The sequence below is a fragment of the Streptomyces sp. NPDC006309 genome, from assembly GCF_040613095.1.
In the GTDB taxonomy this organism is placed as follows: domain Bacteria; phylum Actinomycetota; class Actinomycetes; order Streptomycetales; family Streptomycetaceae; genus Streptomyces.
In genome coordinates this window covers 309,907-325,995 of record NZ_JBEXRO010000002.1, presented here as the reverse complement: position 1 = coordinate 325,995, position 16,089 = coordinate 309,907, and the positions used below count along the sequence as shown (strand labels likewise).

13 protein-coding genes are annotated in these 16,089 nt (G+C 72.6%); 8 read left to right on the top strand and 5 right to left on the bottom strand.

The window, feature by feature from the left end; all coding sequences use genetic code 11:
• Nucleotides 1-2: 2 nt before the first annotated feature.
• The 3 genes from ABZ117_RS03960 (at nucleotide 3) to ABZ117_RS03950 (ending at nucleotide 4,380) form a co-directional block, all read left to right on the top strand.
• The gene (locus ABZ117_RS03960; RefSeq protein WP_356817112.1) at nucleotides 3-524 is read left to right on the top strand and encodes a GNAT family N-acetyltransferase; all 522 of its coding nucleotides are present in this window, start codon (nucleotides 3-5) and stop codon (nucleotides 522-524) included.
• Nucleotides 524-1,732, top strand: a complete 1,209-nt coding sequence (locus tag ABZ117_RS03955; RefSeq protein WP_356817111.1) for an MFS transporter — start codon at nucleotides 524-526, stop codon at nucleotides 1,730-1,732. Before ABZ117_RS03960 ends, ABZ117_RS03955 begins: the two co-directional genes overlap by 1 nt.
• A 524-nt stretch (nucleotides 1,733-2,256) precedes the next feature.
• On the top strand, nucleotides 2,257-4,380 hold the full coding sequence (locus ABZ117_RS03950) for a SpoIIE family protein phosphatase (RefSeq protein ID WP_356817109.1): 2,124 nt from the start codon (nucleotides 2,257-2,259) through the stop codon (nucleotides 4,378-4,380).
• Between the two features lie 16 nt (nucleotides 4,381-4,396).
• Here the strand turns inward: ABZ117_RS03950 and ABZ117_RS03945 are convergent, their stop codons facing one another.
• The gene (locus ABZ117_RS03945) at nucleotides 4,397-5,389 is read right to left on the bottom strand and encodes a helix-turn-helix domain-containing protein (RefSeq protein ID WP_356817107.1); all 993 of its coding nucleotides are present in this window, start codon (nucleotides 5,387-5,389) and stop codon (nucleotides 4,397-4,399) included.
• Between the two features lie 145 nt (nucleotides 5,390-5,534).
• Here ABZ117_RS03945 and ABZ117_RS03940 point away from each other — a divergent pair, with 145 nt between their 5' ends.
• From ABZ117_RS03940 to ABZ117_RS03925, 4 genes are all read left to right on the top strand, one after another.
• Nucleotides 5,535-6,125, top strand: coding sequence for a cysteine hydrolase family protein (locus ABZ117_RS03940; RefSeq protein WP_356817105.1), 591 nt, complete (start codon nucleotides 5,535-5,537; stop codon nucleotides 6,123-6,125).
• Nucleotides 6,125-6,844: a cysteine hydrolase family protein gene (locus ABZ117_RS03935; RefSeq protein WP_356817103.1), complete on the top strand. Its 720-nt coding sequence runs from the start codon at nucleotides 6,125-6,127 to the stop codon at nucleotides 6,842-6,844. The genes ABZ117_RS03940 and ABZ117_RS03935 overlap by 1 nt, the downstream gene beginning before the upstream one ends.
• Before the next feature lie 401 nt (nucleotides 6,845-7,245).
• Nucleotides 7,246-8,220, top strand: coding sequence for a hypothetical protein (locus tag ABZ117_RS03930; RefSeq protein WP_356817101.1), 975 nt, complete (start codon nucleotides 7,246-7,248; stop codon nucleotides 8,218-8,220).
• 319 nt (nucleotides 8,221-8,539) lie between these two features.
• Complete coding sequence (locus ABZ117_RS03925; RefSeq protein WP_356817099.1) at nucleotides 8,540-9,031, top strand: hypothetical protein; 492 nt, start codon at nucleotides 8,540-8,542, stop codon at nucleotides 9,029-9,031.
• A 133-nt stretch (nucleotides 9,032-9,164) separates the two neighbouring features.
• Here the strand turns inward: ABZ117_RS03925 and ABZ117_RS03920 are convergent, their stop codons facing one another.
• From ABZ117_RS03920 to ABZ117_RS03905, 4 genes are all read right to left on the bottom strand, one after another.
• Nucleotides 9,165-13,064 carry an AAA domain-containing protein gene (locus tag ABZ117_RS03920; protein WP_356817097.1) on the bottom strand — a complete coding sequence of 1,300 codons (3,900 nt, stop codon included), beginning with the start codon at nucleotides 13,062-13,064 and terminating at the stop codon, nucleotides 9,165-9,167.
• A 6-nt stretch (nucleotides 13,065-13,070) separates the two neighbouring features.
• Nucleotides 13,071-13,454, bottom strand: coding sequence for a hypothetical protein (locus tag ABZ117_RS03915; RefSeq protein WP_356817096.1), 384 nt, complete (start codon nucleotides 13,452-13,454; stop codon nucleotides 13,071-13,073).
• 245 nt (nucleotides 13,455-13,699) lie between these two features.
• Entirely contained in the window at nucleotides 13,700-14,473 is a 774-nt protein-coding gene (locus ABZ117_RS03910; RefSeq protein ID WP_356817094.1) for a hypothetical protein, read from the bottom strand.
• A 79-nt stretch (nucleotides 14,474-14,552) separates the two neighbouring features.
• Nucleotides 14,553-15,284 (bottom strand): SDR family NAD(P)-dependent oxidoreductase, encoded by a 732-nt coding sequence (locus ABZ117_RS03905; protein ID WP_356817092.1) that lies wholly within the window; start codon nucleotides 15,282-15,284, stop codon nucleotides 14,553-14,555.
• Between the two features lie 53 nt (nucleotides 15,285-15,337).
• Here ABZ117_RS03905 and ABZ117_RS03900 point away from each other — a divergent pair, with 53 nt between their 5' ends.
• On the top strand, nucleotides 15,338-16,039 hold the full coding sequence (locus ABZ117_RS03900) for a TetR/AcrR family transcriptional regulator C-terminal domain-containing protein (protein ID WP_356817399.1): 702 nt from the start codon (nucleotides 15,338-15,340) through the stop codon (nucleotides 16,037-16,039).
• Nucleotides 16,040-16,089 lie beyond the last annotated feature (50 nt).

Here is a 16,089-nt window from a genome sequence, read left to right as displayed (position 1 = left end):
CCATGCGCATACGGGGGATCACCGAGGCCGACTGGCCGCGGCTGGCCGCCCTGGAGAGCGAGGCGTACGCGGACCTCTCCCTCGCGGAGGGCGAGGAACTGCTGCGCTCACGGGCCCGCGCCTCCGCCGGCACCTGCTTCGTCCTCGACGTCGACGGCCGGCCCGAGGCCTACGTCCTCGCCCTGCCCTACCCGCCGTTCCGCTGCCCCGACCCCACCCGCCCCGAGCGGACCGTCCACCACACCACCAACCTCCACCTGCACGACCTCGTCGTCAGCGCCCCGCTGCGGCGCCGCGGACTCGGCACCCGGCTCGCACACCATCTGGCCCACGTGGCCCGCACCCGCGGCTTCACGACCATGTCGCTCGTCGCCGTCGCCGGCAAGGAGGCGTTCTGGCAGGCCAACGGCTACCACCCCCACCACGCGGCACCCGTCCCGCCGGGCTACGGCAGCGACGCGGTCTACATGTCGGCCCCGCTGGCCACCGCACCCCGCCCGCACCAGGCCCGGGAGGCCGTGTGATGCCCGAACCCTCCTTCACGCGCGCCAAATGGTCGATCGCGGCACTGTTCTGCTTCCTCGGCTTCCAGTACGGCACCTGGGTCGCCCGCCTGCCCGCGCTCAAGACCCGCCTCGACCTGGGCGCCGGCGAGGTCGGCCTGCTGCTGATGGCCTGCGGCGCCGGCGCGGCGGCCTCCTTCCCGCTGGTCACCTTCCTCATGCGACGGCTCGGCTCCCGGCGTCTGTCCCTCGCCTCCGCCGCCTGCCTGGTCGCCGTACTGGCCGCCCTGTCCGTCGTTCCCGACTACCCGCTCGCGCTGCTCGCCGTCGCCGCCGACGGCGTCGCGGTCGGCTGCCTCAACGTCGCCATGAACGCGCAGGGCGCCGCACTGGAGCGCGCCCACGGGCGTACGGCCATGTCCCAGCTGCACGCCACCTTCAGCGGAGGCCTGCTCGCCGCCGCCCTCCTCGCCTCCGGCGTCACCACCCTGACCACCTCCGTCACCGGCCACTTCGCGCTGGCCGGGGCCCTGCTGCTGCTCCTGCTCGGCGCCGCCCGTCCGGGTCTGCTGACACACCGGGAGACGTCCCCCGCGACCGAGGACGGGCCGAAGCGGCACGCCCGCCGCCTCCCTTCCGGCACGACCCTCCTCATGGGCTGCGCCATGGCCTTCGGCACGATCACCGAGGGCGCCATGAACGACTGGTCGACGCTCTACATGAAGGACGTCGTCAAGGCGTCCGCGACCGTCGCCCCGCTCGGCATCGCCGTCGTCTCCGTGATGATGCTGCTCGCCCGCCTCCGAGCGGACCGCTGGCGCAGCCGCTGGGGCGACGGGCCGGTGGTCCGCGCCGGCAGCGCGGTGGCCGCCGCCGGACTGGCTCTCGCCCTGCTCACCGGGGGAGTGGTCCCCACGCTCCTCGGGTTCGCCTGCGTCGGCCTCGGCGCCGCCGCGATCACCCCGTGCGTGTACGTGGCGGCTGCCGGACACGGTTCCGGTGCTCTCGCGCTGGTCGCCGCGATGGGCACCACGGGCCTGCTGGGCGGCCCCGCCCTGATCGGCTTCGTCGCCGGCGCGGCGAACCTGACGGCGGGCATGGCCACCGTCGCCGTATCGGCGCTGATCGTCACCCTGACCGCCCTCCGCATCCCGTGGCGGACCCACACCTCCGGCCCCGACTCCGACCCCGACCGTCTGCCGGGCGAGGCACCGGCACCGGCCGGGTGACGGGCGCGCCGCCTCACGGGCCGGGCCGGGCCGGGCCGGGCGAGGGCCGGATGGCGTGCTTCGGGGGCGGCCGGGTGCCGGGGGAGGCCTCAGCGACCGGGTTCCGGGGGCCCCTGGCCGGCCGGCTGGCTGCCCGGCCGGCCGGGCGAGGGGCGAGGCACCGACAGCGCCCGGGGACCGGGCCGGACCCGGTGCGGGGTGCCCGGGTGCCGGGGGACACTCCCAGCGGCCGGATGACGGGGGGAGACCGCAGCGGCCGGATCACGGTGACGGGCGCCGGCTGCCGGGTGGCACCCCGGCGGTGCCGCCCTCCGACCACCGCCGGTGAGCGGGCCGGCCACCGCCGGGGAGCGGGCACCATCGGAGATCCGTCGGCCGCGGGGTCCGGGACGGCGTGCCGACCGCCGTCCAGGGCGGTAGCGTCCCCCTAGGGGCTGACGTCACCGGCGCGGTGTCCCGCGCGGCCCGGCCCGAGCCCCTCCGTGGTGACTTCCCGGAGTCGCCGGCCAGGCTGGAGGCGCCTCGTGACGAGTGCGGGTGGCGGGGGCACGGACGCGGAGGCACGGGATGCCGCGTTCGCGGAGACGGTGCGCCGGGCGGGCGCGTCCATCGGCGCTCTCTACCTCCTCACCCCGGACGGGCAGCAGCTCTCCCTGGACGTGCTCTGCGGCGCGCCCGCGGACTTCGCCCTCCCGTGGACCAGGATCCCGGTCGGCGCACCGGCGCCGGTGGCCGACGCGCTGCGCGGCGACCGCGTGGTGTGGGTGGCCAGCCAGGAGGAGATGGCCCGCAGCTACCCGCGTACCGCGATGGCGCTGCCGTACCCGCTCGCGCTGGCCGCCGCGCCGGTCACCGGCGTCCGCCGCTGGGGGACCCTCCTGCTGATGTGGCCGGCCACCCGCCCGCCCTACATGACCCAGCGGGAACGAGGGCACATCACGGCCAGCTGCGGACGGCTGGCCCGGCTGATCGAGGAGGGCGTCGACCACGGGGCGTTCCCGGTCCCCGGCGACCGGCCGCGTGTACTGGCCCCCCACCGGGTGCGCCGGTCAGCGGGCCCGGAGATGGCCGCCGCCGACTTCGTGGAGCGGCTGCCCGGCGGCAGCTGCGCCCTGGACCTGGAGGGCAACTTCACCTACCTGAGCGCGGGAGCCTGCGAACTGCTGGGCCGCGACGCCGGTGAGCTGCTGGGGACGCTGCCCTGGCAGTCCCTGCGCTGGCTGGACGAACCCGTCTACGAGGACCGCTACCGCGCCGCGGTCATCAGCCGCGAGCCCGTCGTCTTCACCGCGTGCCGCCCGCCCGACCAGTGGCTGGACTTCCACCTCTACCCGGACGCCAGCGGCATCAGCGTCCGTATCGTGCCCAGCGGCGGTCAGGGGCCGCCGTCCCCGGCGGCCCCGCAGTCCTCACGCACCGCCCCGGCGACCCGCGCGGGCCGCCTCTACCAGCTCATGCACCTGGCCGCCGCGCTGACCGAGGTCGTCGGCGTCCAGGACGTCATCGACCTGGTCGCCGACCAGATCATGCCCGCCTTCGGCGCCCAGTCCCTGGTCCTGTCCGCCGCCGACGCCGGGCGACTGCGGATCACCGGCTACCGCGGCTACGACCCCGAGGCCATCGAGCGTCTCGACGGCCTGCCCCTCGACACCATGTTCACCCCGGCCGGACGGGTCCTGCGCAGCGGCATCCCCGCCTTCTTCGCCGACCCGGAGGACATGCGGCGCAGCTACCCGGAGGCCTCCGGGATCAGCGGCAAGCAGGCCTGGGCCTTCCTGCCGCTCATCGTCTCCGGCCGGCCCGTCGGCTGCTGCATCCTCTCCTACGACGAACCCCGCGCGTTCCCGGCCGAGGACCGGGCCGTCCTGACCTCGCTGGCCGGCCTCATCGCCCAGGCCCTGGACCGCGCCCGGCTCTACGACACCAAACGCGACCTCGCCCACGGCCTCCAGCAGGCACTGCTCCCGCGCACCCTGCCCGAGGTGACCGGCCTGCGCGTCGCCGCCCGCTATCTGCCCGCCACCCGGGGCATGGACATCGGCGGCGACTTCTACGACCTCATCCCGATCGGCGACAGTGCCGTCGCGGCCGTCATCGGTGACGTCCAGGGCCACGACGCGGCGGCCGCCGCGCTCATGGGGCAGGTCCGTACCGCCGTCCACGCCCACGCCACCCTCGGCACCACTGCGGACCAGGTCCTCGCCGGCACCAACCGGCTCGTCATCGATCTCGGCCCGGACCTGTTCACCAGCTGCCTCTACGCCCACCTCGACCTTGCCGGCCGCCGCGTGACCCTGGCCAGCGCCGGCCATCCACCGCCGATCGTCCGGCTGCCCGGCCGCGGCACCCGGCCCCTCGACGTGCCGCCCGGCCCGCTCCTGGGCATCGACCCCGACGCCGCCTTCCCCGTCACCGAGATCCCGCTCACCCCCGGACTCATGCTCCTGCTCTACACCGACGGCCTCATCGAACGGCCGGGGACCGACCTGGAGGACTCCATCGCCGCTCTCGCGGACCACCTCGCCCAGGCCGGCACCCGGGACCTGGAGGCTCTCATCGACACCCTCGTCGGCAAGGCGGGCACCAGCTGGCAGCGCACCGACGACGTCGCCGTCCTCGTCCTGCACGAGACGACTCCGCACCCGTGAAGTGTGCGCGGGCAGATCACTCGGGGCCGGTCCGGAACCGGCGCCGGTACTCGGTCGGTGTCGTGTCGAGTCTGCGGCGGAAGGCCCTGACCAGAGTGTCGACCGTGCCGAACCCACAGGCGGTCGCGACGCGTTCGAGGGTGGAATCGGTGGACTCCAGCTGGTTGCGGGCCCGTTCCACGCGGACCAGCTCGATGTAGGCGTGCGGGGTCATGCCCAGCTCGCTCTTGAAGATCCGGGTGAGCTGCCGGTCACTGATGTGGACGTGCTCGGCGAGGTGCGCGACGGTGAGCGGTTCGGCGATGTGGCGCAGGATGTGGTGGCGGAGTTCCTCGATGCGCCGGGTCGCGGAGACCTGTTCCAGCGGGACGCTGAACTGGCTCTGTCCGCTCGGCCGCTTCAGGTACATCACCAGTTGCCGGGCGACGCGCAGCGCGACGGCCTCGCCCAGGTCGTCGGCGATGAGCGCGAGCGACAGGTCGAGGCAGGCGCTGATCCCCGCGCCGGTCCACACGTTCCCCTCGCGGATGAAGATCGGGTCGGAATCCACCTCGACCGCGGGATGGTCGGCGGCGAGCTGCCGGGCGGTCGACCAGTGGGTGGTGGCCCGCTTGCCGTCGAGGAGACCGGAGGCGGCGAGGATGTGCGCCCCGACGCAGACGGAGGTGATCCTCCGTGTCCGCGGGGCGAGTTGCACCACCCGCTCGACCACGGCCGGATCGACGAGGGCGTGCACGCGGCGATCGCTGTCGACCTCGACGGCGCCCGGCACGATGAGTGTGTCGATGCTCCTCGTCGCCAGCTCCTCGAAGGTGACGTCGGGCAGGACGCGGACCCCGGCGGTGGTGACGACGGGGTCCATCGTGCCGGCGGCGAGGACCACGTCGTAGCCCGCCGCTTCCTCCGTCTCCCGCCGTGCGAGGGAGAACACCTCCGGCGGCCCCGTGACGTCGAGCAGGTCGACGCCCTCGAAGAGGACGATGACGATCAGTCGTCCGACGGTGTGCACGGACCCCCCTGGCGCGGCGACGGTGATGTCGTTTTCTGCATGCTAGATGACATTGCCGACGCGTCTGCCGGGCCATAGCGTCATACACACAGGCCGCCGCACCGGTGCGCCGCTCTCCCAACTCCCTCTCTTCAGGTGGTATTTCATGCCCAGAACGACGCTGCGTCAGCTCAACGGCTTCGACGACACGCCCGCGAAGCTCGCCGACACGACCCTGGTCATGATCGATTACCAGAACACCTACACGACCGGCGTCATGGAGCTGGACGGCTGGCAGGCCGCCCTCGACGCCGCCGCCCGGCTGCTGGAGCGGGCCCGCCGCGAGGGTGCCGAGGTCATCCACGTCGTCAACGACGGCGGCGAAGGCACGCCGTACGACATCCGCGCCGAGATCGGCCGCATCCATCCGAGCGTCGCGCCGGCCGAGGGCGAACCCGTCGTCGTCAAGCAGGCTCCCAACGCCTTCCACGGCACCGACCTGGGCCGCCTCGTGGACGAGGCGGGCCGGAGCGACCTCGTCATCGCCGGGTTCATGACCCACATGTGCGTGGCCTTCACCGCTCAGGGAGCCTTCCTGCGAGGCAACCGGCCCACGGTCGTGGCCGACGCCAGCGCCACCCGCTCCCTGCCGGTCGCGGGTACGGAACTGGACGCCCGCCAGGTGCACCTCAGCGCCCTCGCCACCATCGCCGACCTGTACGGGGTCGTCGTTCCGTCCCAGGAGGACCTCGACTGATGAAGCCGCTGCGTTCGGCCGTCGCGCTCTGCACCGTCGCCGTTCTCGCGGCCACCGTCGCCGCGTGCGGCAGAATCTCCGAGGCCGCCTCCCCCGAGGCCGGGCCACCGGCGTCCGCCGCTCGGCCGAACGTCGCCGAGGACACGACGACCCTCAGGGAACTCAACGGCTTCGACGAGACTCCCGCCAGGCTGTCCGACGCGACACTCATCCTCGTCGACTACCAGAACACCTACACCGACGGCGTGATGCAACTCGACGGATGGCAGCCCGCGGTGGACAACGCCAAGGCTCTGCTGAAGCGGGCCCGCAAGGCGGGGACCCCGGTCATCCACATCGTCGACAAGGGCTACGACCTGAAGTCGAAGGCCGGACGGATCATCCCGGCGCTCAAGCCCGTCAAGGGCGAGCCGGTCGTCGTGAAGAGCGTGCCCAACGCCTTCCACGGCACGGATCTCGCCGGCAAGGTCGAGAAGGCCGGGAACAAGAAGGTGATCGTCGCCGGGTTCATGACCAACATGTGTGTCCTGTTCACCGCGCAGGGCGCCTTCCTCGACGGTTACCAGCCGACCGTGGTCGCCGACGCCTCGGCCACCCGGCCGCTGCCGCTGAAGGGCAACCCGAACGGCATTCCCGCCAAGCAGCTCCACGAGGCCGCTCTCGCCACGGTCCAGGACCTCTACGGCGTCGTGGTGCCGTCACAGAAGTCCCTGACCTGAGACCGGGGTCCGGCAGACGGCGAGGCTCGGCCACCCCGGCCGGCGAACGCCCGGCCCAAGGCCGGTGAACGACCGGGCGTCCCCCGCGCCCGCACCACCGCGCCGTCCGCCACGCCCCCAGCCTGTTGTTCCCCACGCTTCTCCCGCACTCCGGACTTCCCCCCACGCCTGTCCCCCCACCCTGAATCCCCCCATACCTTTCCCCCCACCCCGCAGCACACCGATCACTCACCATGGAAAGACGGGGCATGGCAACTCGTAGAGGATTTCTGGGTACCGTTTCGGCAGCAGGGGCAGCCACACTCCTCGTACAGACCCGAGCGGCGACCGACGCGTCGGCCGCCGTGGCCGCGACCGACGAGAAAGCGGCGCGAAACGCGATACGCAATGTCAACGCCGGGATGCGCGCCAACTACGCGTCCCTCAAGGCTGAGCTCAGCAAGTACCTCACTCCGGTCATCGTCGTCGAGAACAACGCCGTCGGCGGACGCTTCACCCTGATCAGCAAGGGCGTGCAGGTCGAGAGGGTCAACCCGGTCCCGGAGTACTTCGAACTGGCCAAGTCCATCGCCCATGTTCCCCTGGGTATCTACTCGGTGCTCGCCGCCTACCTCAGCGACCAGGTGCCGAACATCCCCAACGCGGGCCGCATCGACCCCCACGACCTGGACATGGTCGCGTTCAGAACCCCGGGCGACAAGGGCTGGATCACCCCGCTCAACAGCTACCGCACCACGCTGGGTTCGGCACTCACGATGCTGCCCACCGCGAACCTCCCGGCCGACCTGGAGACGTCCTCCACCAGGATCCTCACCGAGGCCACCAGGTTCGTCGACACCATCGTCAAGGCGGGGTCGTTCGACATGGTGGCGTTCAACCGGTTCGCCGCGACCGTCTACCCGTCCATCCGCGTCAACATGACCTTCGCCGCCACCGCGCAGATCAACGGCATCGAGGGGCTGATGAAGCGGTGGCGCACGCTGATCGGTGAGCAGGCGTGGAGCGACCTGTACGTCACGGTCCTGTCGATCTGGACGACGTCCGAACTGAACCAGGCGTCCATCATCATCCGCCGCACCATGAACCAGGCGAAGGTGGCCACCCACCTGATCGACCTGCCCACCGTGCAGCCCCCCTCGGACCCGATCGCCGTGGCCCTGGACAACCTGGCGCGCATCGTCCAGGACAACGTCGCCGCCGAGATGGTCTTCAACGCCGACCTCCAGGTCGCCGACGCCCTCAAGGGCAAGGAGGACCTGCTGTCGGACGAGATTCTCCAGCAGATCGGCGGCACGGCACCCGCCGCGAAGACCGCCGCGCTCACCACCCCGGCAGCCGCCACCTGCCCGATCACCGGACACACCGCAACGGTCTGACCGATGAGCGCCCCCTGTACCGGGACCTCCGGGCAGGGGGCGCTTGGGCCGGCCGCGAACGGCGTCCTTCAGGCCGTCGGTTGCGAGGGAGCTGTTGATCTCCGCGGACGCGCTCTTCAGGTCGAGGGAGGTTTCCGCGTCCTGGCGCGGGTGCTGGGTGAACCGCTCCTGCGGATAGAGGACATGGTCGCGCGTCGACACGCGACGCCCGTTGACGCTCAGCGCGTAGCTGTCCGGGTGCCCCTTCGACGCGCACTCCACCAGATGCCCTCGATCCAGATCGTGATCCGCGACACCTGTCTCGGATCTGCTGCTCGACATGGGCGCGGTCCTCGACGACCGGCCCGACGCGGCCAAGGAGGCGCTGCGCGCCCTCGACGCGCTGATGCCCTTGGCGGTCCGGCGGAGCGCCACTCCGCTAGGGGGAGGCCTTTCCCGGATCACCGCCGACAAGCTGGAGGGAGGGGCCTGTGAGCAATCGACGGCGGAGTGGCGCATGTGGCAGGAGGCGCACGCCACGGGCAGGGCCTATGCTCCGCTGCTCGGTTACGGCGACTACGGGGTGCAGCATCCGAGCGTCCTCGCGCAGGCCCCGGCACCCGGGAGGAAAGGCGGCCCGCCCTGGGGCGTGCTCCACTACACCACCGACAGCTCGCACGTCCTCGTCAGGACGTTGACCCGGGCCCCGACCGGATCGCCGTCAACCGCGCTGCGGCCCGCCGGATCACCCAACTGCCCGAGTTCCGGGGAGCGGGAGCCGGACAGGGCGAGGAATGAGCGGCTGCGCGAACGGCCCGCTCTCGACGGGTGAGGGCGTGGGCGGGCCCACGGAGTGGCTGCGGGCGGGGAACCCGCAGCACATGACGTACGTCGTACGGAGCCTGCCCGGCGGCTGAGCGGGCCGCCGGGCAGGGGCGCCCGAGCCGGCTGCCCCGTCCGGCGGCTCAGCCGAACAGCGGTGCCAGCGCGGTCTCGCCCGCCAGGATCCGCCAGGCGGGCACGCGCACCGTCCGGCTCACCGGGCCGGGCTTGGCCCCGTGGCCCCCGGAGGGCAGTCCGGTGAGTAGGTCGCCTCGCGCGTGGGTGAGCCGAAGGTGCCGCGCGGGGTCTTCGCCGGGCCTCGGGCCGGGGTCGATCAGCACCGCCGTGTTCTCGCCGGCGTCGGTGAACAGCAGGTCCACCGGGTGCCCGCCCACGAGTACGGCGCGCTCCAGATCGGTGACGCCGCGTTCGGCCAGGCACCGCTGCAGGCGGTCGGCGAGGTCCTCGCGCGCCTCGCTCACCGGGCCGGGCACGGCGACCTCGGCCGCCGTGCCGTCGTCGCCTGCTCCCAGCGGTGCCGAGCGCGTGGCGAGGAGGGCGGGCAGGCCGCTCTGGTCCTGCCAGAAGACGTGGCCGCCCACGGTGATCAGCTGCGACTTGGCTCGGGTGACCGCCACGTTCCACAGGTTGACCTGGCTCGCGACCCAGTGCGTGGTCCGGGGCGGTGTGTTGTGCGCCGCCACCGGGCTGAGCACCATCACATCGCGCTGTCCGCCCTGGAAGGTGTGGACGGTGCCGACCCGGACGCGGTCGTCGTCCCGCCACATCCGGGCGAGTGTCTCCTTCTGCGCCCGGAACGGCGTGACCACCCCCACCGTCGCGTCCGGCGGAAGTCCCGCCAGCAGTCCGTCGACCACGCGCCGGACGGCCTCCGCCTCCGCCGCGTTCCGCCAGGACCGCCCGTCGCCGCCGCGCGCCGATGCCCCGGACGGTACGTCGACCCAGCCGAGCACCGGTGCCGGGCCGGCCGCTCCCGGGTCGTGCGCCGGCACCTGCCGCCGTACGTCGGTCAGCACCCGCAGCCGGCCGCCGTAGCAGTGGCCGTTGACGACGTCCGCGATCCGCGGGTGGCAGCGGTAGTGCTCGTCGAGGAGCAGCGCGCCGTCGCCGTGCTGTTCGGCCGCCTGGTACGAGGAGTGCGCGTGGTAGGTGAGGCGGTGGTGCTCCAGTTGTGCGCCGCTCAGCCCGGCCCGCACCCGTGCCTGCCGCTCCTGCTGCGGTGACACGCCGGGGATGTGCCCGAGCTGCATGGGGTCACCGATGATCAGTGCCCGCCGGGCCCGGAACAGCAACGGCAGCACCGACGGGATGGAGCACTGGCTGGCCTCGTCGATGACGACGAGATCGAACAGCTGCGGGGTGAGTTCCAGCTGCCGCACCGAGTGGGTGCTGACGGCCCATCCCTTGATGTGAGTCATCAGGTTCTTCTGGCTGCGCTGGTAGCCGGAACGGCGGCGGAGCGCCTGGAGCCGCTGGTTCATGAGCCCGGTGGCCCGGTCGAGGCTCTCGGCGGACAGCGCGCGGGACAGTTCCGCCGCCAGGCCGGACAGAGCCTCCGCCGTCGCCAGCCGGGACGCCTTGAGCCCTTCCTCGTCCCAGTCCCCCTGCCTGCGGACGAGTTCGCGCACCTCCCGCTCCACGGTCACGATCTCGGCCAGGGACTCCAGCAACTCGGGCGGCACCGGTCGTCCCGTCGCCCACTCCGGCCACGCCGGTCCGGCCCCCTCCGGCTGCTCCGCCCCCGCCGAGACCAGCGCGGCCAGCGCACGCCCACGCCGCCATGCCCCCAGCTGCCACCAGCGGGCCTCGGCCGTCTTCCGTGCCCGGTCCGCCCACCGGCCCAGCGCTGCCGGGCCGTCCTCGTCCGCCGCCCAGGCCCCTTCGAGGAGGGGCAGGGCCAGCTCCAGTCCGGCGGCCCGCTCCTCCCGGTCGCGGAGCAGTTCCAGCAGCCGCGTCTCCTCACCGACGCGGTGTGCCGCCTGTGCCCACAGCCGGTCGGCGGTACTCCGGGTGTTGCGCAGCTCGCCGCCGACGGTGGCCGATCCGCGTCGCGACGCCTCGACCGGTTCGGCGAGCAGCCGTTCCAGTTTGGCCGCCTCCCGCTCCAGCGCCTCCGCGTTGCCCGTCCGCATCAGCAGGCCGGGCGCGATGTCGTCGCAGCGCTTGGCGACGACGTTCACGGCCTCGTTGTTCGTGGAGGCGACCAGCACCGACTGTCCCGCGGCGACGCAGGTGGTGACGACCGCCGTGACGACCTCGCTCTTGCCCGTGCCGGGCGGCCCCGTCGCCACCGTCAGCGGCTGGGTCATCGCTGAGGAGATCACCTGTTCCTGGCTCTCGTTGCACGGCCCCGGGGCGACGGGTGTCACCGGGTTCGCCGAGGCCGCGATCGTGGCCGGCGCCCGCCGGTCCCCGCCGTCCAGCAGGGCGTCCAGGGCGGTGCCCGCGATCTGGGCGGTCCGGGTGGAGATCTCCAGCAGGTTGTCCACCAGCGCCTGGGTGGCCATGGCCTCCGCGCCCGAGGGCACCAGTAGCACGGCCGCGTTGTGCGCGCCGGGCCGCAGTGCCTGCATGACCGTGCGGTCGCTGAGCGCCGAGGGGTCCAGCGGTTCGAGTTCCGGCAGCCCCAGCTCCTCCAGCAACTCCCGTATGGCGCGCAGCATCTGGGCGTCGTTGCCCTCCTGCCAGGCCGGCTGCCAGCGGGCGACCAGGTCGGCGGCGTCGCCCGCGTCCAGGAGTTCGGAGACGACGCCGCTGTGCAGGGACGGCACGCCGCTGGGCCGGAGCACGTCCCGGCCGTCCTCGTCCGGCGCCAGCTCCATCTGCTGGACGAGCAGCGGCGCCAGCTCCACCGTCGCGCGCCGTCCCCGGCCGCCGTCCCGCGAGGGAAGCGTGATCGCCGGATACCCGTACCAGTACTCCTGCCGCGTCCCCGCCTCGGTGTCCGACCCGGCCCGCCCGCCCTGCGGCCGGGGCAGCGATCCGGGCGCGACGATGTGCGGTCCGCGGCCCGACTGGATGGTCTCCTCGCCCTGGGCGAGGAGGAAGTACTTCGTGTTCCGGCCGCTGTCCCGGTCGGGCCGCATGCCGGCCGCCGCCTGTGCGGTGAGGCAGTCCGCGTAGTACCGCAGCAGCCGCTGCGGGTCGACGCCGTCCCGTTCGTCCGCCTCGGCCAGCTCACGGGCCTTCAGCAGCGCGGGGGAGCGCCGGGCGGCTTCGGTGGCGTCGTGGGTCAGCGCGGGCAGGCGTACGGGCCGTGCCACCGACCGGGCGAAGGGGAGGCTTCGGGTGGCCCTGATCGTGGACTTGGTGGGCCGCTGCTCCTCCGGGACGCCGTCGCGGGCCATCTGGGCGGTCAGGTAGTCGAAGAGGTCGTCCGGGGTGATCCAGCCGCCGTCCTTGATCCGGCCGTTGCGCAGCCCCTCGACGATCTCCCCGGTGAACCGGGAGGTGCCCAGGCCCGACCCGGGCGGCGCCATCGCGGAGGCCGCCTGGAGGGCGTCGGACGCGGTGATGAAATACACGCCGGTCGGCCGCAGCAGGGTGCTGGCCGCGGGCCGGTCGGGTACCCCCGCCGGGCCCTTGGCGGTCCAGCCCTGTACGACGGAACCGCTGGAGCAGCAGTCCAGCAGCACCAGTTTGGAGGCGGCCCGGCAGGACTGGAGCATCCGCTCCAGGAACTCCGCCGGCACGGCCGTGCCCGGCAGGTCGGCGGGGTCGGTGTCGCGGGTCAGGAAGTAGAGCTGGCCGTCCTGCTCGCAGTACTCGCCGTGCCCGCTGAAGTAGAGCAGCGCGGTCTCACTGGGCTGCCGTGCCTCCAGGAAGGACTCGACGGCGTGCAGCATCTCCGCACGCGTCGGCTCGGCGGCCACCGCGCACTCGTTGTACATGCCGATCTCGGTGTTCTCCAGCACCGCCCGCATGTAGTGCAGATCGGCTCGCACGGCCGGGAGATCCTGGTACGCCTCGCTGTCGTAGGTGGAGACGCCGACGAGTAACGCGTGGCGGTCGTTGTCGGTCATCGCCGCTCAGCTCGCCGTCGTGCCGTCGTCGCCCTCGTCCGCGAGGAATCGCTCGATCAGCGTGTCGTCCTCGCGGGCCTCCTTGCCGGTGATGTGCAGGACCGCGCCGTCGGGCCGCGAGACGACGATGGTCCGCTGAGGGACCCGCGCCAGCCACGTCTGCACCAGAGCGACGACGAAAGAACCGGCGCTCAGCAGCAGCCCGACGGTCTCGGCGGACGGGCCACCCTTGTCGCCGGTTCCCACCGGGCCGCCGGGTGCGGGCAGGTCCAGCCTGGCCGTGGAGTCCGCCTCGGCGAGCACGGCGAGCAGTTCGCGCGCCTCCTTGCGGGCGCGCAGCGGGTCCTCGTCGACGACGGAGATCCGGTAACCGGTGTGGTTGTCGGGCATGGCGGTCTCGTGCTCCCCCTGGGTTCACCGGCTCCTTGCCGGGCGAACGACACTAGCGCCCGGTACTGACACTGCAGCCCCCGTTCGGCCTTGCCTCGCAGGTCGTTGGCGTGAAAGTGCTTGCCGATGGCCGGGGCCTGTGCGTTCCCTGCCGGGTCAGGTCACGTGCAGTTCCGCCTGGACCGCCTTGCCCGGCGCGCCCTCACGCGGGGCGACCGCCCAGCGGGTCGCCAACCCCGCGACGATCAGCAGACCCCGGCCGGACTCCGCATCGCCGGGCGGTTCCGGGTCGGAGAGTACGGGGACGCGTTCGGTCCGGGTGTCGGTGACCTTGACGCGCAGGGTGTTGATGCTGTGAGTGAGCCGGACGTGGAAGTCCCGTCCTGCGACATGCTGATCGGGGGTTGGGCGCTGCTGTGATGCTTCGCATCAGGCGGCGGGTGCGGGAGCTCCAGCGGGCAGGAGAAGTGCGCAGATGAGGGCGCCTGCGGTGAAGATCGCGCTGGTGGCCCAGAAGGCAACGGTGTAACTGTGGATCGCTGCGTCGGTCGGATGGCGGGGCTGGTGGCGTCATCAGTGGCCAGGTAGCGGGTCAGGGCCGAGGCGGCGAGGGAGTTCAGCAGGGGAGTGCCGATCGAGCCGCCGATCTGCTGGACGACGTTGACGGTGGCGGAGGTGACGCCGGCGTCACGGGGTTGAACGCCAGTGGTGCCGGCGTTCATGGCCGGGGCGATGGTGGCGCCGATGCCCAGGCCGAAGGGCATGAGCGGGCCCAGGACGTCGGCGACATAGGAGCTGTGGCGGCCGATGCCGGTGAGCCAGGCCATGGCGGCGGCAATGAGCATTCCTGCGGACACCGGGGCCTTCCCGCCCAGGCGCGGGTAGAGCTGGGTGGTGCACACCCCGCCGGCCATCACCAGGGTGGCGACCATCGGCAGGAACGCCAGGCCCGTCGTGATCGGCGAGTGGCGCAGGGTTCCTTGCAGGCAGGAGTCGAGGAACAAGAACGCGCCGAACATGCCTATCTGGGTTTCTCGATCGAAGGGGCTCGTGGCCGTTCGGGAGCGGTGGGAGCGGGTGGCATCGGGCGGTGGCCGGTCAGGCGACGGGCTGCCGGTCGCGGAACAGACCGCCGGTGGGGCCGTCGGGGCCGAGGGTCGCGGCCCACACTATGTCGAGAGCGTTCTCGGCGGCCGGGCGGTCGCTCTCGTCGTCGCCGAGCTCCGGGTGGGTGGCCGTGTTGCCGGGGTCGACGGCGTTGACCAGGACCGGAGTGTCGGCCAGGGCGCGGCCGAGCACGGCGGTCAGGGCGTTGAGCATGTACTTGGCCATCGAGTAGGCCGGGGAGCGGAGCGGGGCCCCGAGGTCGAGGCCGGTGGCGATCTGCTGGGCGGACAGGCTGGAGACGTTCACGATCCGGGCCGCAGGGGCGGCGGTCAGCAGGGGCAGCAGGGCCTGGGTCAGCGCCCACGTGCCGATCACCGAGACCTCCATGGCCGTTCGCACCTGGTCCATATCGGCGTCCAGCGCGGACAGGATGCCGAAGTCGGGCATCGCGGTGGCGTTGTTGACCAAGACGTCCAGGTGGCCGACGGTTCGCGCGAGGTGTTCGGCGGAGGCGTCGATGGTGGCGCGGTCGGCGAGGTCCAGACGCAGGGCTGTGGCGGTGTATCCGTCCCGGCGCAGTTGCTCGGCCAGCGGTTCTACGGCGGCGAGGTCGCGGGCGGTGAGGACGACGTGGTGGTCGAGTTCGGCCAGGCGGCGGGCGACGGCGAAACCGAGTCCGGCCTCGCGGCTGGTCCCGGTGATGAGGGCGGTCTTGAGCGTCATAGCAGGGGGTGTCCTTTCGGGCGGACGGGCATGTGGCCGGCGGCTCTACGTGGCTGGGCGATCGCGCCCCCGGGCCGGGGGCGGCCCCCGCCAGGGCTGAGATCCTGCGGGTCGTGGCCGCCGAGGGGTACGACGCGTTGACGGTCCGCGGCATCACGAAGGTGCTGGGCACCAGCCCGTCCTCCATCTACGCCCACATCGTCAACATGGCCGACGTCGACGATCTGTTGATCGGCCGGCTGTGCTCCCGCATCGTCCTGCCGGAGCCCGACCCGGATGACTGGCGCGCGCAGATCCGCGACGTGTGCAACCAGATGCGCGACCAGTACCTCCAGTACCCCGGCATCTCCCGCGCTGCGCTCGCCATAGTCTCGACCAGCCTGGAGGCGCTGCGGGTCAGGGAGCGTATGCTCGCCATCCTTCTCGCGGGTGGCATTGAGCCCCGAACCGCCGCATCGGCCATCGACGCCCTTAGTCTGTACGTCGCCGGCTACGCGCTGGAAGTGTCGATGGTCCAGCAGCGGCGCAAGCACCCCGATGACACCTGGGTCGAAAGCCGCGAAGAACTACTGCGCCGATTCCGCGCCCTGCCCGAGGCCACCTTCCCCCACACTCGGAAGCACGCCGCCCATCTGACATCCGGCACCGGCCACCATCGCTTCGACTTCGCCCTCGGGCTGCTCATCGGCAACCTTCACACCGACCCGGACCTCGACGACGTGACGCGCTCCGACGAGGCGCAGACCCCGCGCTGACCTGCCTGCCGCCCGCTTCGACAGCGCGGGCGCGGGCGGAGAGCGGGTCT